The sequence below is a fragment of the Spirillospora sp. NPDC000708 genome, assembly GCF_040299565.1.
GTDB lineage: Bacteria > Actinomycetota > Actinomycetes > Streptosporangiales > Streptosporangiaceae > Spirillospora.
The window spans coordinates 73,133-94,575 of sequence record NZ_JBEPCJ010000004.1 but is presented as its reverse complement, the minus strand read 5'-3'; the positions used below and the strand labels follow the sequence as shown (position 1 = coordinate 94,575).

Below are 21,443 nucleotides of genomic sequence, written 5' to 3'. Positions count from 1 at the left end.
AGCGTCGCGATCCGCCGCTGAGAGCTTCCACCGCGCACCGCTCGCTCCCGCCCGCCGACCCCGGCGCGGCGACGCGTCCGGCGGCACGGCACCACGGCACAGGTTGGAGAGGTCTTAAGATGCCCCCGCTCAGGTCACGTACGGTCACCCATGGCAGGAACATGGCGGGCGCCCGCGCGCTCATGCGGGCCAGCGGCGTCGAACGCGAGGACTTCGGCAAGCCGATCGTCGCGGTGGCCAACAGCTTCACCCAGTTCGTGCCCGGCCACGTCCACCTCGACGAGGTCGGCAAGGTCGTCGCCGGCGCCGTCCGCGAGGCCGGCGGCGTGCCCCGCGAGTTCAACACGATCGCGGTGGACGACGGCATCGCCATGGGCCACGACGGCATGCTGTACTCGCTGCCGTCCCGCGAGGTGATCGCCGACGCCGTCGAGTACATGGTCAACGCGCACTGCGCCGACGCCCTCGTCTGCGTCTCCAACTGCGACAAGATCACCCCGGGCATGCTGCTGGCCGCGATGCGGCTGAACATCCCCACCGTGTTCGTCTCCGGCGGCCCGATGGAGGCCGGCAAGCCCGTCGAGGGCGTGATGGACGGCAACAAGCTCGACCTGATCGACCCGATCATCGCCTCCGCCGACGCGTCGCTGGCCGACGACAAGCTGCTCGAGATGGAGGAGAGCGCCTGCCCGACCTGCGGGTCGTGCTCCGGCATGTTCACCGCCAACTCGATGAACTGCCTCACCGAGGCGATCGGGCTGGCCCTGCCCGGCAACGGCACCGTCCTCGCCACCCACACCGCCCGCCGCCGCCTCTACGAGGACGCCGGCCGCACCGTCGTGGAGATCGCCCGCCGCTACTACGACGGCGACGACGAGTCCGTCCTGCCGCTGAACATCGCCACCCGCGACGCGTTCGAGAACGCCATGACCCTCGACGTGGCCATGGGCGGCTCCACCAACACGATCCTGCACCTGCTGGCCGCCGCCTACGAGGGCGGCGTCGACTTCGGCCTCACCGAGATCGACGAGCTGTCCCGCCGCGTGCCGTGCATCTGCAAGCTCGCCCCGGCGACCGGCAAGTACCACGTCGAGGACTGCCACCGCGCCGGCGGCATCCCCGCCCTGCTCGGCGAGCTGCACCGCGCCGGGCTGCTGCACGACACGGCGCGCTCGGTCCACTCGGCGTCGCTGACCGAGTTCGTCGACAAGTGGGACGTCCGCTCCCCGAACGTGCTGCCCGAGGCCGTCGAGCTGTTCCACGCCGCGCCCGGCGGCGTCCGCAGCACCTCCGCGTTCTCGCAGAGCGCCCGCTGGGAGGAGCTGGACCTCGACCGCGAGAACGGCTGCATCCGCTCCGTCGAGCACGCCTACACCGCCGACGGCGGCCTCGCCGTGCTGCGCGGCAACATCGCCCCCGACGGCGCGATCGTCAAGACCGCCGGCGTGGACGAGGAGCTGTGGACCTTCACCGGCCCCGCCGTCGTCTTCGAGTCGCAGGACCAGGCCGTCGAGGGCATCCTCGGCGGCAAGGTCAAGGCCGGCGACGTCGTCGTCATCCGGTACGAGGGCCCGAAGGGCGGCCCCGGCATGCAGGAGATGCTGTACCCGACGAGCTTCCTGAAGGGCCGCGGGCTCGGCAAGGCGTGCGCGCTGATCACCGACGGGCGGTTCTCCGGCGGCACGTCCGGGCTGTCCATCGGGCACGCCTCCCCCGAGGCCGCCGGCGGCGGGATCATCGCCCTCGTCGAGGACGGCGACCGGGTGGTGATCGACATCCCGAACCGGACGCTGGAGCTGGACGTCCCGGCCGACGAGCTGGAGACCCGCCGCGAGAAGCTGCTCGCCGACCTCGGCGGCTACCGGCCCCGCAACCGGGACCGCAAGGTCAGCGCGGCACTGCGGGCCTACGCCGCGATGGCGACGTCGGCGTCCACCGGCGCGGCCCGCGACGTCTCGCAGCTGGACTGACACGAACCCGGCCTAGCGAGGCTGATGCATTACCCGCTGGGTAATCGCCGCCGTTCCCCTTCCGGGCCGATAGTGGATCACGTCAGCGGGGCCGCCCCTCCGGGCGGCCCCGGGATCCACGACCCGGAGGAGTCACGTTGACCGCCTACGCCCTCGGCCACCTGCGCACCCAGCTGCCGATCCACGACGACGTGCTCACCTACATGGAGCGCATCCAGGCCACCATGGACCCGTTCGGCGGCCGCTTCATCGTGCACGGCGAGACCCCCGACGTACGGGAGGGGACGTGGGAGGGCGACCTGATCCTGCTGGAGTTCCCGGACATCGACAGCGCCCGGGCCTGGTACGACTCGCCCGCCTACCAGGAGATCAAGCACCTGCGCGCCGACCACGTCCCGGGCACGATCATGCTGATCGACGGCTGCGGCCCCGACCACGACAGCGCCGCCATGGCCGCCGGGATCCGCGCCGCGATGGCACAGCAGGGCTAGCGCACCGGCCCCCCGGGATCGGGGCGACGCAGCGCCGAGGTGGGGCGAGGGCCTGCCTCGAAGTGGCCTCGGCCGCACGTGCGAACGCGTGACCTGGCCGGTGGAGCGAAGCCGGAGGCGAGCGGAGCCGGGCAGATCGCGAAGCGATGCCGCGTTCGCCCAGGCCCGGTCACGTAGCGAGCCGCCAGGCGAGCGAAAGTGGGCCGGGACTGTGAAACACGGCCTAGGAGCAGCAGCCCCCGCCGCAGCAGCCGCCGCCCGCGCTCGGCGGAGGCGCGGGGGCGCCGCCGCGGGACGTGCCGGTCACGGCGACCGTGGACAGCAGCTTCACCGTGTCGTCATGGCCGGCCGGGCAGGTCGCCGGGTCCGACGCGTTGATCATCGGGCGGGAGACCTCGAACGTCGACCCGCACGCGCGGCAGCGGTAGTCATAGCGTGGCACGAGGACAGGATACGGTCACGCGGCCGCCCCGGTCACGCCGCGGGCTCGGTCACGTACGGCGCCCACTGGGGGTCGCCGTCGTGGACGATGCCGATCAGCCGCCAGTGCGCCCCGCGCGGGACGCCGGGGGTCATCCCGAGCGTCCAGCCGAGTTCGGACAGCAGCCGGTCGGCCTTGCGGTGGTTGCAGGTCATGCAGGACGCGACGCAGTTCTCCCAGACGTGCTTCCCGCCGCGGCTGCGCGGATGGACGTGGTCGATGGTCTCGGCGCGGCGGCCGCAGTAGACGCAGCGGAAGTTGTCGCGGCGCATGAGGGCGGCGCGGGTGAGCGGGACGCGGGTCCGGAACGGGATCCGGACGTAGCGGCGGAGCCGGATCACCGACGGGACCTCGACCTCCATGGTCGCCGAATGCAGGGTGGCCCCCGAGACGTCGTGGTGGACGATCTCGGCCTTCTCCCGGAGCACGAGGCAGACCGCCCGCCGCAGCGGGAGCGTGGTGAGTGGTTCGTACGTCGCGTTCAGGAGAAGGACCTGTCTCATCAGACGGCCTCCGCCGGCGTGTCGGGTTTCGCCTCGGCGGACGCGGCTGACCGCGCCTCGCACCGAGGCCCGAATATTGTCTCCGGCACCTGCGCACTCGCCATGAGGACCTCCCCAGAGGCGAACCGACCTGGAATCAGTGTGGCGGCTGAGGGAGCCCGACCGCTACCCCAAATATCCCCATCGAAGGGCCAGATCGAACGCAAAAACCCAGGCATTGCGCGCCGGACGCCCTGCCGGACGCCCTACAGACCGCCCTGCCGACCGCCTTGCCGAGCTCTGCCGACCGCCGTGCCGGGCGGCTTGATCGGGCGGATGACCCGCGCACGGGCACGGTGAATACAGTGCATCCTTGGCCTCCCCCTTCTCAGTCGAAGGGTTCTCACGGCTCACGCCGTGAGGGTTTCTGCTTCGTCGCCGACGGCCCCGTCCGGGAGGACTCCCGTTGGGGTCTTACACCGGCTCCACAGACGGACACCGCCAACCCGGCGGCCAGAAGGTTGCGTGCCGCGTTCACGTCCCGGTCAAGGGTCGCGGCGCAGCCATCGCATGTCCATTCGCGGACGTTGAGGGGCATCTTGTCCTTCAAGGTGCCACAGGTCGAGCACAGCTTGGAGGAAGGAAACCAGCGGTCTACCGCGATCACCTCACGGCCGTACCAGCCGGCCTTGTACTCCAGCATCCTCCGGAACTCGCTCCAAGCCGCATCGGAGATGGAGCGGGCGAGGCTCTGGGTCCTCACCATGTTCCGCACCGAGAGGTCCTCGATCACGATCGTTTGGTTGTCACGAACGAGCCGAGTGGTGATCTTGTGCAGGGTGTCCCGGCGCCGGTCGGTGATCCGGGCGTGGATACGGGCGACCCGGCGCCGAGCCTTCTCCCGGTTGGCTGATCCCTTCGCCTTACGGGACAAGTGGCGCTGGGCCTTGGCCAGGCGTTCTCGATCGCAGCGCTCGTGCCGGGGATTGGTGATCTTCTCGCCGGTGGACAGGGTGAGCAGATGCTCCAGGCCGGCGTCCACGCCGACCGCCGTGCGAGTGGCGGGCAGCGGCTGGACGGAGGGGTCCTCGCACAGCAGCGAGACGAACCAGCGTCCGGCGCCGTCCTGGGAGACGGTGACCGTGGACGGGTGCGCGCCCTCGGGCAGGGGACGCGACCAGACGATCGCCAGCGGTTCGGCCATCTTCGCCAGTGTCAGCCGGCCGTCTGTGAAACGGAACGCCGAACTGGTGTACTCGGCGGACTTGCGGGACTTCTTCTTGCTCTTGTACCGCGGGTATTTCGCCCGCTTGGCAAAGAAGCCGGTGAACGCGGCCTGCAGGTGACGCAGCGCCTGCTGAAGGGGGACCGAGGACACCTCGTTGAGGTAGGCGAGTTCCTCGGTCTTCTTCCAGGCGGTGAGCATCGCAGAGGTGGCGTTGTAGTTGACCCGTTCCCGCCGCAGCACCCACGCGTGCGTGCGAGCGGCCAGCGCCAGGTTGTAGACCTTGCGCACGCATCCGAACGTTCGCGACAACTCGGCTGCCTGTGCATCGGTGGGATAGAAGCGGTACCTGAAAGCCCGCTTCACACCTTTGGCCATGATTCACAAGCTAGCATGTTCATTAGTAAGCACGCGTCGATTCGGCCCTGTCGCGCAACGGCTCGCCGGGCGGCGATCCGCCTTCCCGCCGTGCTCGGCACGAGCATTGTTTTCATCCCCCGCCCGAAGGCGGGTCCACGGAGGAGGCTGGATGACCGGAACGCCTTATCCGCCCGCGCGGCGCCAGGACATCGTCGAGGACATCCACGGCCACCGGGTCGCCGACCCGTACCGGTGGCTGGAGGACGCGGAGAGCGACGAGACCCGGGAATGGCTCGCCGCACAGGACGAGCTGTTCCACAAGGTCACCGACGCGTACCCGGGCCGCGAGCGGCTGCGCCGACGGCTCGGGGAACTGCTCGGCGCGGGCAGCGTCGGCTCGCCGGTCTGGCGCGGCGACCGGCGGTTCTTCACCCGGCGGACCGCCGAGCAGGAGCACCCCGTGCTCTACACCGTCGACCCGGACGGCTCCGAGCGGGTCCTGGTCGACCCGATGGCGCTCGACCCGGCCGGCACGACGACGCTGGACGGCTGGCAGCCCGACAAGGAGGGCCGGCTGCTGGCGTACAAGATCTCGACGGGCGGGGACGAGGAGTCGCTGCTGTTCGTGATCGACGTCGCCACCGGCGAGCGGGTCGAGGGGCCGATCGACCGGACCCGGTCGTCCGGCATCGCCTGGCTGCCCGGCGGCGAGGCGTTCTACTACGTCCGGCGGCTGCCCGCGCGGTCCGTCCCGGAGGGCGAGGAGCAGTACCACCGGCGCGTCTACCTGCACCGGGTCGGCGCCGAACCGGAGACCGACGACGTCCTGATCTTCGGCGAGGGGATGGACAAGACCAACTACTACGGCGTCGGCGTCAGCCGCGACGGGCGGTGGCTGACGGTGTCGGCCTCGCAGGGCACCGCGCCGCGCAACGACCTGTGGCTGGCGGACCTGTCGGCCTCGCCGCTCGAACGCCCCGAGCTGCGGCCGGTGCAGGTCGGCGTCGACGCCGAGACGTGGCTGCACGTGGGACGGGACGGGCGCGCCTACGTCTTCACCGACCGGGACGCGCCGCGGTCCCGGCTGTGCGTGACCGACCCGTCCGACCCGTCGTACGAGTCGTGGCGGGACCTGGTCCCGCAGGACCCCGAGGCCGTCCTCACCGACTACGCCGTCCTCGACGATCTGGAATCGCCGGTCCTGCTCGCCGGCTGGACGCGGCACGCGATCAGCGAGATCACGGTGCACGACCTGGCGTCCGGCGAGCGGCTCGGCACGGTCCCGACGCCGGGGCTCGGCTCGATCGGCGGGATCGTCGAGCGGCCCGAGGGCGGCCACGAGGCGTGGTTCGGCTACACCGACAACGTCACGCCGTCGTCGGTGCTCCGCTACGACGCCCGGACCGGGGAGACGAGCCTGTGGGCGAACGCGCCGGGCAGCGTGGAGGTCCCCGAGATCGAGACCCGGCAGGTGACGTACACGTCCGCGGACGGTACCGAGGTGCGGATGCTGGTGGCGTCCCGTCCGGGCGCGTCCGGCCCGCGCCCGGCGATCCTGTACGGCTACGGCGGCTTCAACATCTCGCTGACGCCGTCGTACTCGGCGAGCATCCTGGCCTGGGTGGAGGCCGGCGGCGTCTACGCGATCGCGAACCTGCGCGGCGGCTCCGAGGAAGGCGAGGAGTGGCACCGCGCGGGCATGCGGGAGCGCAAGCAGAACGTGTTCGACGACTTCCACGCCGCCGCCGAGAAGCTGATCGCCGACGGCCTGACCACCCCGGCGCAGCTGGCGATCTCCGGCGGGTCCAACGGCGGGCTGCTCGTCGGGGCCGCGCTCACCCAGCGTCCCGACCTGTACCGGGCGGTGGTCTGCTCGGCGCCGCTGCTGGACATGGTCCGCTACGAGCGGTTCGGGCTCGGCCAGACGTGGAACGACGAGTACGGGACGGCGGACGACCCGGTGGAGTTCGGCTGGCTGATCGGCTACTCGCCGTACCACCACGTCCACCCGGGGACGGCGTACCCGGCGACGCTGTTCACCACGTTCGGCAGCGACACCCGCGTGGACCCGCTGCACGCCCGCAAGCTGTGCGCGGCGCTCCAGCACGCGACGGCGTCGGACGCGCCGATCCTGCTGCGCAACGAGTCGGAGGTCGGGCACGCCGCGCGGTCCGTCAGCCGGTCCGTGGACCTGATGGCCGACACCCTCGGCTTCATGGCCGCGCAGACCGGCCTCGACCTGGCCTGACACAGGGGCGGAGGTACCGGACGGGGACACCGGCGGACGGGCGTGAGCCGAGGCACCGGGCGGCGGGCTGAGACACCGGGCGGCGGGCCTGGGGCGTGGGCCGGGTCACAGCCGCCGCGCCTGGCGGGGCGAAATTGACGGGTGATCTAATAAGGGGGTGAACGTGTCGATGGTGCGCAGTCCGTCCGCGGTGGACCGGGTGCTGGGGCTCCTGCGCGAGCCGCCCGCCGAGCCGGACCTGTCGGCCGGCTACCTCGACCTGCTCGGTCCCGCCGAGGACCGGGCGCCGTCGCTCGCCCAGTCCGTCATGGAGTCGACGTTCCTGCCGCGGATCTACGAGAAGGTCTGGCGGCCCGTCGGGTTCAACCTGGCCAAGGGCTGGCCGCTCGGCCCCGACACGGCCGCCGAGCAGGCCACGGCCCGCGACTGGCTGGGGCTCGGGCAGCCGGGCGAGGCCGGCCGTCCGGCCGCGACCGTTCTGGACGTGGCGTGCGGGCCGGGCAACGTGACCCGCGCGCTCGCCGAAGGGGTCGGCGAGGACGGCCTCGTCGTCGGGCTGGACGCCTCCGCCACCATGCTGGCCCGCGCCGAGGCCGACACCCCGCCCGGCGGCGGGGTCTGCTACGTCCGCGGCAACGCCGTCGACCTGCCGTTCCGCGACGCGACGTTCGACGCCGTCTGCTGCTTCGGGGCGCTGTACCTGTTCGACGACCCGTGGACGGCCGTCGACGGGATGACCCGGGTGCTGCGCCCGGGCGGCCGGTTGATCATCCTCACCTCGCGGCGGCTGACGCCGCTGCGCGCGTCCAGGGTCGGCGGCGAGCTGATCCGCCGCGCCACCGGGTACACGGTGTTCGGCGACCGGGAGATCACCGGGGCGCTCGCCGACCGCGGGTTCACCGGCGTCCGCCGGCACCGCTACCCCCTCATGCAGCTGGTGGGCGGGACCCTCCCGGCCGCCTGAGCCTCCGCGCCCCCTCCTACCGGAGGGGCGTGAACACGCCCCGAGCCGCGGGCGCTCGCGCGCCGCGCCGCGCCGCCGGCGCGCCGTCCCGCGGCTCGGGTGTCCTCAGCGGAGTTCCTTCTCGATGTAGATGTTGACGATGCCGCCGATCACCTCGCGGCGCGTCTCCCTCCAGCCGAACTTGCGGTACAGGGCGAGCGCCGGGGCCTGCAGCTCGGTCGTGTCGCCGCGCAGGACCCGGTACCCGTACTCCGCGGCGCGTTCCTCCAGCGCGGAGACGACGGCGGCTCCGTAGCCGCGCCGCTGCGCGGCCGGCCGCACCCGCAACCGCACCATCTCCACCGCGTCGAGCACGGAGGCGCCCGGCGCGTAGCCGCCGAACGCCCGTGCCCGGCCCCCGGGAACGAGGTCGGCGCGCCGCAGACCGCCCATGGCGACGATCTGCCCGTCCACCTCGCCGACGAGGAACTCGCCGTCATTGCGCAGGTAGATGTCCTCCATCCGGAAGAAGTCGTGGTCGTAGTAGACGCCGTCGCCGGGCCGCAGGCCCACCTGCGCCAGGCCCTCGCGGTGCAGGGCGAGGACGGTGGCGTGGTCGGAGGCCCGGTACCGGCGCAGCCGCAGTTCGCCGAAGCTCCAGACGGGGGGATCGTCCTGCAGCCGCACCAGGGCGCGGCGGCGGGGACGAGGATCCGCGGTGGACGGCGCGGAGGGCCCGGCCTCGGGGCCCGGGGTCGGCGCGGGCCCGGCCTCCGGGCCCGCGGGTTCCGCTCCGGGCGCGGAACCGTCCTGCCAGGAGGCGCTGTCAGGCGTTCCCATCCCCGGTCAGACCTGCTCGCTCGGGGGGACGGGGGGCCGCTCCCCGGTGGGGGCCGGTTCCTTCGTGGGACTGGTGACCCAGGGCCCCGCGAGCGCCTCGCGGAACTCCCGCAGCCCGGGGATCTCGCCGTGCTTGGCCTGCACGGCGGCGCCGATCTGGCGGGCCCGGTGCACCAGGATGTCGGACCGGTGGTCGGGGGGCAGGTCGAGGATCGCCTCCTGGCCGCCGGCCAGCGCCGCGTCCGGGTTCCCGGCGTGGAACCTGCACATCGCCCGGTCGAGGCGCACGAGAGTCAGGTCGACGCGGTCGGTCGGCGCGTACAGCGTCAGCGCGTGGCTCAGCACCTCGTCGCCGTGCTTGTGGTCGCCGAGATTGGTGAACGTGTCGCCCTCATAGAAGGCCATCTGCCGGTCGGTGAAGCCGAAGACCAGGTCGTTCGTGTCGGTCTTGGACAATTGGTCGAACACCGAGCGCCCGCGTACGAGCGCCCTGCGAGCGCTGGGCGCGGCGTCGCCGCGTCCGCGCAACGCCAGCATGCCGAGCGCGCGGGCCTCCACCGCGGGCGCCATGGCCGCCGCCACACCGGGGGTGCGGCCGGCCAGGTCCTGCGCCTTGCGCGCCAGGTGCAGCGCCTCGCGGGGGTCGCCGTAGTACATCGGGACGAGCGACTCGCGGACGGTCACCCAGGCGCGCAGCTGGCGGTCGCCGGTCTCGTCGGCCGCGGTGCGCGCGGTCCGGAAGAACGAGCGGGCCAGCCGGTGGTCGCCCAGATTGATCATGATCAGCCCGGACAGCCCGGACAGCTGCGCCGCGATCCGGCACAGCCGCTCCTGCAGCTCGACCGGCTGCCGCTTGTCGCACATGCGCCGCACCTCGCTGAAGTCCAGCAGCACGTCGCACAGCATCCGCAGCGACGGCGTCGCCTGGTACTGCCGGCCGTAGCCGTAGGTGGTCTCCTCCCATTGGTCGAGCATGGTCGGCGAGACCGTCGCGCCGACCAGCGTGTCGTCCATCTTGCGCCGAAGGTTGTCGACCGCCCCAAGGAACTGACCGTCGAGCGCCACGCCCGCTCCGGCCAGCAGTTGCAGAAGGGTCCTACGAAGCACGATGTCCTCCTCTCCCACATCAATGGACAGGGGGCCGTCGGCGCGGTCGGGGCCCCGTAGGTCGTTGACGTCCACCCAGTGGCGGTCCTCCGCCCTGGGGATGATCGACCCGACGAGCGGTACGTCGGGCTGCTGTGCGGCGTGCCGTTCCGGCGCCCGCGGCTGCGGCACCGTGGCGGCCCCCGGCCGCACGGCGTGTCCCCGGCCGCAGATGCAGGGGCTCTTGTAGTCGAGCTGATCGGGCTCGACGCGGTACACGGCGCACAGGTAGTGCAGATACTCGGGACCGGGTCTTTTGTACCCGCTCTCATAGGCCGACAGCAGCGTCTCCCCGAGCCGGGGCGGCGGCTTGCCGTCGACCTCGTACAGGGCCCTGACCTGGGCCACGATGTCGGACAGCGCGACCCCGTGGGCCAGGCGATGCGCCTTGACCCGGCTGGTGCCGAACAGGGGGCCGCACTGCTCGTGGATCTCGTGCGCGATCTCCTGCGGGCTGCGCCCTCGGGCCAGAGCGTGCGCGCGGATCCGGCGAGCCACGTCCGTTTCTTTCCGAGGGGGGTCCGACATCGATTCCGGCCTCCTCACCGTCGGGCCGGGGCGGCGCCCCTCCGGGGGAAGGGCGGTCGTCCAGGCCACGGCGACCGGTCAATAGATGGCCACGACAGATAATCTCTCGCGCACGCAGCGTAACCCTCACGGCGGGACGGGCCAAGCGGTTCCGGAGAAAGACGGGGGCTTCGGATGCGTCCTGACACCCCAGGGTAGAGATTCTTCCTCCGAGGGGTGTGAAGCTTCCTCTGAGGTGGGGTAATCCGGTACTTCGCCGGACAGTGACTCCCTTGACCCAGCACTGTGAGAGTTGCAATTCTCACCGGGAGCGACAGTACGGATCCAGAGGGTTGATCATTTGCCGGCCGTCCCGGCGCCGCGCGGTCACGCGCCGCGCACGCCGGGGCCGGCGACGAGGGATCGGCGATGCACACGTCAACGCAGGAACCGGCGGTACAGGAGCGCACCGGCGCAGCGGCGCCGGGCACGGCCGAGGGAGGGGGAACGCAGGTGGTCAGCGACGGACGCGTCGGCCATCTCCGGGCGCTGGAGCGCGAGCTCGACGCCCGCGGACTGGTCGCCCGCGTGGTCCGGACCCGCTCGGGCCCGGCGTTCCTGCGGGTGGTGAACCCGGCCGCGGCGAGCCTGGCCGAGGACGTCACCTGCGCGCCCGCCCCCGGGTCTCACGAGCACTACTTCTGGTGGTCCTGGGGCGAGCGCATGCACCGCGCCGACGACGTGGACGGCGCCGCCGAGAAGCTCGCGCACGTCCTGCAGCCCCTCGATCAGCGGCCCGCCCGCGCGATGCGGCCGGCGGGCCGCCCCTAGAGCCGGGCGTGCCCCGCGCGGCCGTGGCCGGAACGGCGCGGCAGCCGCGGACCACGCGGGGCACGCTCGCCGGAACAGTCCCTCCCCGGCCTTGTCAAGACACATAGCCAGCGGAGTACGAACCGGTCGTTACCGTCCCCTACGATCGGGCTCGTACCCGCCGCAGGTCCACGGCGTGGTGTCGAGACACCCACAAAGGCCGGGGAGGGTCTGCCCGAGATGTTGGTGGATGCGCAGTCGCTGCTGCCCTGGGCACAGGACGGCACGCCGGAGGCGGCCTGCCGCGACCAGACGCCGAGCACCGGCTGCCGGCTGGTCTGGAACGTCTCCCACAGCACCGACTTCACCCACTTCTACGCCACGTGGCTCGACAAGCCCCTCGGCACCGTCCTGTCGATCATCCTCACCTTCGCGTTCGCGCTCGTCGTGCGGAACATCGCGCACCGGATGATCACCAAGGTGACGGTGCGGATGTCCGAGGGCACCATGTCCGAGAAGGTCAAGGAGCGGTCCCGGACGGTCTTCGAGGGCAGCCCCGCGCTGCTGAACCAGCGGCGGGCGCAGCGCGCCAAGACGCTCGGCTCGGTGCTGCGCTCGGTCTCGTCCATCGTGATCATGGGGACGGCGGCGTTCAGCATCCTCGGCTCGCTCGGCCTGAACCTCGCCCCGATCCTGGCCAGCGCGAGCGTGATCGGCGTGGCGGTCGGCTTCGGCGCGCAGAACATCGTCAAGGACTTCCTCGCCGGGCTGTTCATGCTCCTGGAGGACCAGTACGGCGTCGGCGACTTCATCGACGTGGGCTCGGCCAAGGGGACGGTCGAGGCCGTCACCCTGCGGGTCACCCGGATGCGCGACGTCAACGGCGTCGTCTGGTACGTGCCGAACGGCGAGATCAAGAAGGTCGGGAACGAGTCGCAGAACTGGGGCCGCGCCGTCCTGGACATCCCGGTCGACATCCGCGAGGACACCGAGAAGGTCAAGGAGATCCTGCAGACCACGGCGGACGAGCTGGCGGCCTCCCCCGGCTGGGAGGACATGATCCTGGAGAAGCCGTCGGTGTGGGGCGTGCAGGCGCTCGCCGGCGACGCGCTCGTGATCCGGGTGGTGCTCAAGACCGCGCCCGGTAAGCAGGGCGAGATCGCCCGGGAGCTGCGCGAACGGGTGAAGAACGCGTTCGACGACGCGGGCGTGGCGGTCGCCACCCCGGCGACGACCTGACCGCCCGCGGCCGCGGGCCGGTCCGTGCGGCTGATCACCGGGCCGCCGATCGCATAGGGTGGGCAGCGCCATGACTGAACAGGTGACCTTCTACGAAGCGGTCGGCGGCGAGGAGACCTTCCACCGGCTGGTGCACCGCTTCTACCAGGGTGTCGCTGAAGACCCCGACCTTCGCGCCCTCTACCCGGAGGAGGACCTCGGCCCCGCCGAGGAGCGGCTCCGGCTCTTCCTCATCCAGTACTGGGGCGGCCCCAACACCTACAGCCAGCGGCGGGGCCACCCCCGGTTGAGGATGCGGCACGTCCCCTTCATCATCGGCGAGGCCGAGCGGGACGCGTGGCTGAAGCACATGCGAGTCGCGGTGGACGAACTGGAACTTCCCGAGCAACTGGAGAAGATGCTCTGGGACTACTTCACGATGGCCGCGCGAAGCATGGTGAACGCGCCCTCCTGAGCGGGTAGATCGCTGTACATGACGCGAACCCCCTGGTGGCGCAACGCCGTCGTTTACGAGGTCTACGTCCGCAGCTTCGCCGACTCCGACGGAAACGGCGAGGGCGATCTCCAGGGGATCAGGTCGCGGCTGCCGTACCTGCGCGACCTGGGCGTGGACGCGCTGTGGCTGACGCCGTTCTACACCTCGCCGCTCGCGGACGGCGGCTACGACGTGGCCGACTACCGGGACGTCGACCCCCGGTTCGGCACGCTGGCGGACTTCGACGCGCTGGTGGCGGACGCCCACGCGCACGGCCTCAAGCTGATCGTGGACATCGTGCCGAACCACTCGTCCGACCGGCACCGGTGGTTCCAGGAGGCGCTGGCGTCACCGCCGGGATCCCTGGAACGGGACCGCTACATTTTCCGCGCCGGAAGGCCAGGGGAGAATCCCGACGAGGTCGATCCGCCGAACGACTGGCCGTCCGCGTTCGGCGGGCCGGCGTGGACGCGCGTCCCCGACGGGGAGTGGTACCTGCACCTCTACGCCGCCGAGCAGCCGGACTTCAACTGGCGCAACCCGGAGGTCCGGGCCGAGTTCGAGGACGTCCTGCGGTTCTGGCTGGACCGGGGCGTGGACGGCTTCCGCATCGACGTCGCCGCCGGGCTCGTCAAGGACGCCTCCCTCGGCGACCTGAACGGCCGCGGCCGCCGGGTCGCGAACGGGCCGATCTACAGCCGCCCCGAGGTCCACGAGATCTACCGGCGCTGGCGCCGCATCCTGGAGGGGTACGGCGACGACCGGATGGCGATCGGCGAGGTGTGGACCGACGGCCCGGAGGACCTCGCGCTCTACCTGCGTCCGGACGAGCTGCACCAGGTGTTCCAGTTCGACCTGCAACTGGCGCCGTGGTCGGCGCCGGCGTTCCGCGACGTGGTGGAGGCGGCGCTGAAGGCCGTCGCGCCGACCGGCGCGGCCCCCACCTGGGTACTGTCCAGCCACGACTCCGTCCGCCACCTCACCCGCTACGAGCGGCCGGGCGGCGTGCCCGGGATGGAGTACGCGCGCGCGAAGGCGGCCCTGCTGATGCTGCTGGCGCTGCCGGGGTCGGCGTACCTGTACCAGGGCGAGGAACTGGGCCTCCCGGAGGTCCGGGACCTGCCCGACGACGCCCGCCAGGACCCGATCTGGAAGCGCAGCGGCGGCAGCCAGCCCGGGCGGGACGGCTGCCGCGTGCCGATCCCCTGGTCCGGGACGGCGGAACCGTACGGCTTCTCCCCCGACGGCGTCCGCCCGTGGCTGCCGATGCCGGCGGGATGGGCGTCACTGACGGCGGAGGCGCAGGCCGCCGAGCCGTCCTCGATGCTGGCGTTCTACCGGCAGGCACTGGCGCAGCGCCGCGAACTGCTGGAAGAGCTGCCCGAGGAACTGGAGTGGCTCGAATCCCCCGAGACCGCCGTCTTCTTCACCCGCGGACCGCTGACCTGCGCGGTCAACTGCGGCGAGAACCCCGTCCGGCTCCCACCCGGGCGGACGCTGCTGACGACCATGCCGATGTACGGCGACCTCCTCCCCGGCAACGCCGCCGCTTGGTTGCAATCCCGGCCCAAGGGCCTCGCCTAGCGGCTCGGCCCTTGACCGGGATTGGGCGAGCGCGACCTCGCTTCGCGAGCTTCGCGGTGGGGGCTCGCCTTCGGCTTCGCCCCCACCGCTCAGATAACGCGCTCGCGCGACACCTCAGGCTTCCGCCCCCTTCTAGGGGCTGCCGCCCTCTGACCAACCCACTCAGGCAGGCACGCGACTACAGCGTCAGCTACCGCGTGGAACGGCGATTTCAGAGAGACACTCCCGAGCCAATGCCCGCACGAACAGGCACGCGGAGCCAGGGGTTCCAGGGAGGCGCTTTCCGGGCCAGCCCTCACGGCCAGGCACGCGGAGCCAGGGCCAGCGGGCGGAGCGGTGATGCCAGAGAGGGCTTGCCGCGTCAGCACCCTCACGGGCAGGCACGCGGAGCGAGCGCCAGCGAGTGGAGCGGGCGTGCCCGACGACGGAGGGGCTGTTTCGCCGCGGAGCGCTAGCGGAGCGGGGAAACAGCCCCTCCGTCGCAACGGGGGGTTCCAGGGGGTCGTCCCCCCTGGGTCACATGGGCGGGCGCTGGAGCTGGAGCGGGTCGTCGGCGGACGGGCCGGTGGTGAGGGTCTTGGCCTGGGCCTGGACGCCGGCCCAGCGCAGCACGTCGGCCTTCGCCTCGGCCTGCTGCGCGTCGGGCAGGTGCGCGATGAGGCGACCGCTGTGGTTCATGCCGGGGGCGACGTACACGGCGGAGTCGCGGCTGCCGTTTCCGAGGCGGAACGGCTCGGCTCCCCACGGGTCGTTCTGGCCGTAGAGGAACAGCATGTGGTCGGCGTGCCGCTTCACCCAGCCGTCGATGTCGCGCATCGCCTTACCGCCGTCGAAGCGCATCGGGATGTCGCGCGGGACGTAGGTGCGCGGCTGGTAGCTGCTCTCGTACCGCAGCAGGGGGCGCAGGTACTTGAACTTCGGCGACGGCCAGCCGAGCTGGGTGCCCGCCTGGTAGTAGTACGGGATGTAGGGGGCGAGGCCCTGGTCGGTGTAGAACGACAGCCCCGAGATGTCGTCGAGCGTCTTGTAGAGGTCGTCGTCCGAGGCGTTCACGGCGGGCAGCGAGGCGCAGTCCGACTGCAGGTGGTACTGCCAGAAGCCCCACACGTAGTCCATGACGGAGTTCTCGAACGCGCGGTCCGGGGTGCGCAGGATGTCGAACGTCCAGCCGTTCTGCGCGGCCGCGGCCTTGAACCGTTCGAGCATGGCGGGGCGGCGCTTGAGGAACTCGCGGGCGAGCGCCTCCACGTGGGTGCGGCACCCGGGGTCGGTGCCGACGGTCTTGAAGAACTTGTCGTAGGCGCCGTCGGAGTTGTTGTCGACGTCGTTGGGCGCCACGTACACGACGCTGCCGTCGACGTCGCGGGGGTAGAAGCGCTTGTGGTAGACGACGGTCATGCCGCCCTTGCTGGCGCCCGTCGAGATCCACTTGCCCTTGTAGATCGTCTTGAGCGCGCCGACGATCCGGTGCTCGTCGGTGGCGGCCTGCCAGATCGTGTCCTTCTTCCAGTCCGCGGGCTCGGGCCGGGACGGGGTGAAGTAGCGGTACTCCACGGAGATCTGGTTGCCGTCGACGAGCGCGGTCGGCTCGGCGGTGAACATGGTCTCGGGGGTGTCGTAGCCGCTGGTGTAGAGCACCATCGGGCGGTCCGCCGACTTGTGCTGGAGCATGATCCGCTGCTCGAACCACTGCCCGTTCGGGTTGCGGTGGTCGACGGGCTGCCGGTACTCGAGCCAGAACCAGCGGTAGCCGGGGATCGTCGAGGTCTTCTCCGTCACCTGCATGCCGGGGATGGCCTTGAGCCGGGCGAGGATGTCGTCCGGCTGAGCCGCCCTGCCCGCCGTCGCGGGGGTCGCCGCCTGCGCCGCGGTGGCGCCGGTGCCGGCCATGCCCGCGGCGAGCAGCAGGGCGATCGCTCCTCGTGAGATGCGCCGCATTTCGTCCCTTCCACGTGGGTTCGCCACATTTCGCGACGCGACCCTAGAGGGATATGTGCGGCGAAAGCGGATTGCTGTTGCGCTTGTTATTTATCCGTGACGCCATGGTCATCACGCGAACGGCCGCGGGCCTCGCGCATACAGTTGGGGACGGGCGGCGGGAGTCACTCCGCGGGGACGACGTACCGTCCGATGAACTCGCGCTCCTCCGGCGTGAAGCGGCGCAGCCGGTTGGCCTCCACGTCGAACGCGACGAGCGTCGAGGTGGCGGTCGCGTACACGTTCTCGTCGTCGCGCACCTCGTAGGCCAGCTTGAACGACGCGGCGCGCGCCTCCGTCACCCACGTCTCGACGCGGATCGGGTAGACGGTCGGCAGCAGCGGCAGCCGGTAGTCGATCTCGTGCCGGGAGATCACCATGCCCCGGACCGGCTGCTCGCCCTTGCGCACCGGGTCGCCGTGGAACATCTCCAGGCGCGCGTCCTCGAGGTAGCCGAGGAACTTGACGTTGTTCACATGGCCCTGGGAGTCGATGTCCCCGAACCGGATGTAGAACTCGTAGACGTGCCGGTACTCGGCCGCGGGCAGGTCGGTCTGCTGCATGTCCTCGCCTGGGGGTCGGGTGCCTGGGGTCCGGGGACGGGGGTCTCCACCGGTCGGCCCGATGGTACCGGCCGGCGGCCAAGCCCCCGGTGCCCGCCCCGGCCACCACCTCGGAGGGCCGTCTTTGGCGGGCGGCTCAGGCGGCCCTGTCAGGCCGGGGCGTCCCGCACCAGGCAGGGGCGCTTCGGGTCGAACGTCCAGCCCGGTACGAGGTACCGCATCGCCGCCGCGTCGTCGCGGTCGCCGAGGCCGTGCTCGACGTACAGCCGGTGCGCCGCCTCGACGCGCTCCTCGTCGATCTCCACGCCGAGCCCCGGCGCGTCCGGCAGCGCGACCTCGCCGCCCTCGATCCGCAGCGGGTCCCGGGTGAGGCGCTGCCCGTCCTGCCAGATCCAGTGCGTGTCGATCGCCGTGATGTCGCCGGGCGCGGCGGCCGCCACGTGCGTGAACATCGCCAGCGACACGTCGAAGTGGTTGTTGGAGTGCGAGCCCCAGGTCAGGCCCCACGCCTGGCAGAGCTGCGCGACGCGCACCGAGCCGCGCATCGTCCAGAAGTGCGGGTCGGCGAGCGGGATGTCGACCGCGTCCAGCCGGATCGCGTGCCCCAGCTCCCGCCAGTCCGTCGCGATCATGTTGGTGGCGGTCCGCAGCCCGGTCGCCCGCCGGAACTCCGCCATCGTCTCGCGTCCCGAGTAGCCGCGCTCGGCGCCGCACGGGTCCTCGGCGTAGGCCAGCACATCGGACAGGTCCCGGCCGATCCGGACGGCCTCCTCCAGCGGCCACGCGCCGTTCGGGTCGAGGGTGATCCGCGCGGACGGGAACCGGACGGCCAGCGCCCGCACCGCGTCCGCCTCCTCGTCGGGCGGCAGCACCCCGCCCTTCAGCTTGAAGTCGGCGAACCCGTACCGGTCCCGCGCCGCCTCCGCCTGCCGGACGATCGCGTCCGGCGTCAGCGCCTCCTCGTACCGGACGCGCAGCCACCGGTCCGCACCGTCCTCCGGCTCCGGGTAGGGCAGGTCGGTCCGGCGCCGGTCGCCGACATAGAACAGGTAGCCGAGGACCGGGACCCGCGCGCGCTGGACGCCGTCGCCCAGCAGCGCCGCCACGGGCACGTCCAGGTGCCGGCCCATCAGGTCGAGCAGGCACGACTCGATCGCGGTCAGCGCGTGGACGGTGACCCTCGTGTCATGCGTCTGCGGGCCGCGCCCGCCGGCGTCCAGGTGGCCGAACGCGGCGCGCACACCGTTGAGCACCTCGTCGGACCGGCCGATCCGGCGTCCCACGACCAGTTCCCGCGCGTCCTCCAGCGTCCGCCGGATGGCCTCGCCGCCCGGGACCTCGCCGACGCCGGTGGCGCCCGACTCGTCGGTGAGCAGCAGCAGGTTGCGGGTGAAGAACGGCGCGTGCGCGCCGCTGAGGTTGAGCAGCATGCCGTCGCGCCCGGCGACCGGGACGACCCGCATCTCCGTGATCCTGGGCGTGCTCATCGTCGTCCCGACCTCCCGGCTGCCCCCGTCGACTCCACCTCAGGGACGATAGGAGCCTGCGGTGATACCCGTCCAACACTGTTTGCGCATCGTCCGATGCTCGGGCTGAATCAATCGGCTCCGCCGCCCCCCGGCGGACAGCCGAACGGCCGCGCCGGCACCTGGGTGCCCGCGCGGCCGTTCGCCGCCGATCAGCCGATCAGTCGCGGGTGAGCTTGCGGTGCGTCACCCGGTGCGGGCGGGCGGCGTCGGCGCCCAGCCGCTCGATCTTGTTCTTCTCATAGTCGGCGAAGTTGCCCTCGAACCAGAACCAGTTCGAGCCCTCCTCCCACGCCAGGATGTGCGTGGCGATGCGGTCCAGGAACCACCGGTCGTGCGAGGTGATCACGGCGCAGCCGGGGAACTCCAGCAGCGCGTTCTCCAGGCTGGACAGCGTCTCGGTGTCGAGGTCGTTGGTCGGCTCGTCCAGCAGCAGGACGTTGCCGCCCAGCTTCAGGGTCAGCGCCAGGTTCAGCCGGTTGCGCTCACCGCCGGACAGGACGCCCGTCGGCTTCTGCTGGTCGGGGCCCTTGAAGCCGAACGCCGCCACGTACGCGCGGGACGGCATTTCGACCTGCCCGACGTTGATGTGATCGAGGCCGTCGGAGACGGCCTGCCACACGGTCTTCTTCGGGTCGAGGCCGCCGCGGCCCTGGTCCACGTAGGAGATCTTGACGGTCTCGCCGAGCCGCAGCTCGCCGCTGTCCGGCTGCTCCTCCCCCACGATCATGCGGAACAGGGTGGTCTTGCCGACGCCGTTCGGGCCGATGACGCCGACGATGCCGTTCGGCGGCAGGTTGAACGACAGGTCGTCCATCAGGGCCCGGTCGCCGAACCCCTTGCCCAGCTTGTCCGCGACGATCACGGTGTTGCCCAGGCGCGGGCCCGGCGGGATCTGGATCTCCTCGAAGTCCAGCTTCCGGGTCTTGGCCGCCTCGGCCGCCATCTCCTCGTAGCGCTCCAGACGCGCCTTGCTCTTCGTCTGCCGCGCCTTCGGGTTCGAGCGGACCCACTCCAGCTCGTCCTGCAGGCGCTTCTTGCGCTTGGCGTCCTTGTTGCCCTCGACCTTCAGCCGGTCGGCCTTCTTCTCCAGGTAGGTGGAGTAGTTGCCCTCGTAGGGGTAGCAGCGGCCGCGGTCGAGCTCCAGGATCCACGTCGCGACGTTGTCCAGGAAGTACCGGTCGTGGGTGACGGCCAGGACGGTGCCCTCGTACTTGGCGAGGAACTGCTCCAGCCACTGCACGCTCTCGGCGTCCAGGTGGTTGGTGGGCTCGTCCAGCAGCAGCAGGTCGGGCGCCTCCAGCAGCAGCTTGCACAGCGCGACCCGGCGCCGCTCGCCTCCGGACAGCTTGCTGACCTCGGCGTCGCCGGGCGGGCAGCGCAGCGCGTCCATCGCCTGCTCGAGCTGGCTGTCGAGGTCCCAGGCGTTGCGATGGTCGAGCTGCTCCTGCAGCTTGCCCATCTCCTCCATCAGCTCGTCGGAGTAGTCCGTCGCCATCTTCTCGGCGATCTCGTTGAACCGGTCGACCATCGCCTTGGTCTCGGCGACGCCCTCCTCGACGTTCCCGAGGACGGTCTTCTCCTCGTTCAGCGGCGGCTCCTGCTGCAGCATGCCGACGGTGAAGCCCGGCATCAGGCGCGCGTCGCCGTTGGACGGCTGTTCCAGACCGGCCATCATGCGCAGCAGCGTCGACTTACCGGTGCCGTTCGGCCCCAGAACGCCGATCTTGGCGCCTGGAAGGAAATGCAGGGTGACGTCGTCCAGGACGACCTTGTCGCCATGTGCTTTGCGCACACGCTGCATCGTGTAGATGTACTCGGCCATGTTTCAAGACTAGGGGGTCGCCGCCACCATTTCGTCGCCCTCCCGCCCCTTGCCCCGGCCCGCCGCGGCGAACCACGGCCCCCAAAGCCCACCCCCGCCTCACCACCACCAAGGCCAGGAACCCAGGCCAACAGAACCAGGCCCCGCAAACTCCCAAACGATCTCGCCCCGAAAGCCCCAAAACCCCGCTACCACCGCCCAAGAAGAAACCGCCGGGACGCCACCAACCGCCGCGAGGAGCCGGAGCAAGCACAGGCCAACAAGCACAGGTTGGTAGGCGCAAGCGGTCGAAGCAGTCGAGCACCGGCAGGCGGCGCCGAATAGCCGGGTCTAGAGAATCCGGTGTCGCCGGACGGCCAGCCGGTCGTCCTCGGTCGCCGTGACAGCAGCGGGGGTCGGCACCCGCGATCCAGGAGCCGCAACCGGCAGGGCCCGGCCAAGCCAGGCACGCGAAGCCAGGCACGCAGCGCCAGACACACGAGAGCCAAGGAGGGGGCGTCGGCCGGGGGGTGGCCCGAGACCGCCGTCCGCGAGCCAGAGCTGCAACCGGCCGAATAGGCGGGGCCGGATTAGAGGCCCGGCTAGCGCAGACTCGCAGACGCAGACCCGCAGGCGCTGGTAGGTGGGACCGAGTAGGTGGGGGGCTGGTCGGTGGGGGGTTGGGCGGTGAGGGTTGGGCGGTGAGGGTTGGGCGGTGAGGGTTGGGCGGTGAGGGTTGGGCGGTGAGGGTTGGGCGGTGAGGGTTGGGCGG

At 71.4% G+C, this 21,443-nt stretch carries 17 protein-coding genes; 8 read left to right on the top strand and 9 right to left on the bottom strand.

Annotation, left to right across the window (positions count from 1 at the left end; all coding sequences use genetic code 11):
- The first annotated feature begins 119 nt into the window (after positions 1-119).
- Together ilvD and ABT299_RS04730 are read left to right on the top strand one after the other, a co-directional pair.
- Positions 120-1,970 (top strand): dihydroxy-acid dehydratase, encoded by a 1,851-nt coding sequence (ilvD, locus tag ABT299_RS04735; RefSeq protein WP_500249775.1) that lies wholly within the window; start codon positions 120-122, stop codon positions 1,968-1,970.
- 137 nt (positions 1,971-2,107) lie between these two features.
- Positions 2,108-2,461: a DUF1330 domain-containing protein gene (locus tag ABT299_RS04730; protein ID WP_433149817.1), complete on the top strand. Its 354-nt coding sequence runs from the start codon at positions 2,108-2,110 to the stop codon at positions 2,459-2,461.
- Between the two features lie 223 nt (positions 2,462-2,684).
- Here the strand turns inward: ABT299_RS04730 and ABT299_RS04725 are convergent, their stop codons facing one another.
- The 3 genes from ABT299_RS04725 to ABT299_RS04715 form a co-directional block, all read right to left on the bottom strand.
- Complete coding sequence (locus ABT299_RS04725) at positions 2,685-2,903, bottom strand: FmdB family zinc ribbon protein (protein ID WP_190864213.1); 219 nt, start codon at positions 2,901-2,903, stop codon at positions 2,685-2,687.
- Between the two features lie 32 nt (positions 2,904-2,935).
- Positions 2,936-3,445, bottom strand: coding sequence for an HNH endonuclease (locus ABT299_RS04720; RefSeq protein ID WP_173095744.1), 510 nt, complete (start codon positions 3,443-3,445; stop codon positions 2,936-2,938).
- A gap of 382 nt (positions 3,446-3,827) precedes the next feature.
- A complete protein-coding gene (locus tag ABT299_RS04715; RefSeq protein ID WP_500249774.1) occupies positions 3,828-5,027 on the bottom strand; it encodes an RNA-guided endonuclease InsQ/TnpB family protein in 1,200 nt (399 codons plus the stop codon).
- A 151-nt stretch (positions 5,028-5,178) separates the two neighbouring features.
- Between ABT299_RS04715 and ABT299_RS04710 the strand changes: the two genes are divergently transcribed.
- Together ABT299_RS04710 and ABT299_RS04705 are read left to right on the top strand one after the other, a co-directional pair.
- Entirely contained in the window at positions 5,179-7,257 is a 2,079-nt protein-coding gene (locus tag ABT299_RS04710; protein WP_500249773.1) for a prolyl oligopeptidase family serine peptidase, read from the top strand.
- 157 nt (positions 7,258-7,414) lie between these two features.
- Positions 7,415-8,221, top strand: coding sequence for a methyltransferase domain-containing protein (locus ABT299_RS04705; protein WP_347256970.1), 807 nt, complete (start codon positions 7,415-7,417; stop codon positions 8,219-8,221).
- Between the two features lie 105 nt (positions 8,222-8,326).
- On the opposite strand, the gene ABT299_RS04700 is transcribed toward ABT299_RS04705, so the two are convergent.
- Together ABT299_RS04700 and ABT299_RS04695 are read right to left on the bottom strand one after the other, a co-directional pair.
- Positions 8,327-9,040 carry a GNAT family N-acetyltransferase gene (locus ABT299_RS04700; protein ID WP_387029035.1) on the bottom strand — a complete coding sequence of 238 codons (714 nt, stop codon included), beginning with the start codon at positions 9,038-9,040 and terminating at the stop codon, positions 8,327-8,329.
- A gap of 6 nt (positions 9,041-9,046) precedes the next feature.
- On the bottom strand, positions 9,047-10,714 hold the full coding sequence (locus ABT299_RS04695) for an NsdA family TPR-like regulatory protein (RefSeq protein WP_241756195.1): 1,668 nt from the start codon (positions 10,712-10,714) through the stop codon (positions 9,047-9,049).
- Positions 10,715-11,122: 408 nt separating this feature from the next.
- Here ABT299_RS04695 and ABT299_RS04690 point away from each other — a divergent pair, with 408 nt between their 5' ends.
- The 4 genes from ABT299_RS04690 (at position 11,123) to ABT299_RS04675 (ending at position 14,801) form a co-directional block, all read left to right on the top strand.
- Complete coding sequence (locus ABT299_RS04690) at positions 11,123-11,524, top strand: hypothetical protein (RefSeq protein ID WP_500249772.1); 402 nt, start codon at positions 11,123-11,125, stop codon at positions 11,522-11,524.
- A 219-nt stretch (positions 11,525-11,743) separates the two neighbouring features.
- Entirely contained in the window at positions 11,744-12,742 is a 999-nt protein-coding gene (locus ABT299_RS04685) for a mechanosensitive ion channel family protein (RefSeq protein WP_190864221.1), read from the top strand.
- A gap of 70 nt (positions 12,743-12,812) precedes the next feature.
- Positions 12,813-13,196 carry a globin gene (locus ABT299_RS04680; RefSeq protein ID WP_500249771.1) on the top strand — a complete coding sequence of 128 codons (384 nt, stop codon included), beginning with the start codon at positions 12,813-12,815 and terminating at the stop codon, positions 13,194-13,196.
- A gap of 18 nt (positions 13,197-13,214) precedes the next feature.
- Positions 13,215-14,801 (top strand): glycoside hydrolase family 13 protein, encoded by a 1,587-nt coding sequence (locus ABT299_RS04675; protein ID WP_500249770.1) that lies wholly within the window; start codon positions 13,215-13,217, stop codon positions 14,799-14,801.
- Between the two features lie 516 nt (positions 14,802-15,317).
- Here the strand turns inward: ABT299_RS04675 and ABT299_RS04670 are convergent.
- From ABT299_RS04670 to ettA, 4 genes are all read right to left on the bottom strand, one after another.
- Positions 15,318-16,739: a S28 family serine protease gene (locus ABT299_RS04670; RefSeq protein ID WP_190864226.1), complete on the bottom strand. Its 1,422-nt coding sequence runs from the start codon at positions 16,737-16,739 to the stop codon at positions 15,318-15,320.
- A 164-nt stretch (positions 16,740-16,903) separates the two neighbouring features.
- Positions 16,904-17,341 carry an acyl-CoA thioesterase gene (locus tag ABT299_RS04665; RefSeq protein WP_190864228.1) on the bottom strand — a complete coding sequence of 146 codons (438 nt, stop codon included), beginning with the start codon at positions 17,339-17,341 and terminating at the stop codon, positions 16,904-16,906.
- A 149-nt stretch (positions 17,342-17,490) separates the two neighbouring features.
- Entirely contained in the window at positions 17,491-18,828 is a 1,338-nt protein-coding gene (locus ABT299_RS04660; RefSeq protein ID WP_500249769.1) for an enolase C-terminal domain-like protein, read from the bottom strand.
- Between the two features lie 199 nt (positions 18,829-19,027).
- Positions 19,028-20,692 carry an energy-dependent translational throttle protein EttA gene (gene ettA / locus ABT299_RS04655; protein ID WP_190864232.1) on the bottom strand — a complete coding sequence of 555 codons (1,665 nt, stop codon included), beginning with the start codon at positions 20,690-20,692 and terminating at the stop codon, positions 19,028-19,030.
- Positions 20,693-21,443: the final 751 nt, after the last annotated feature.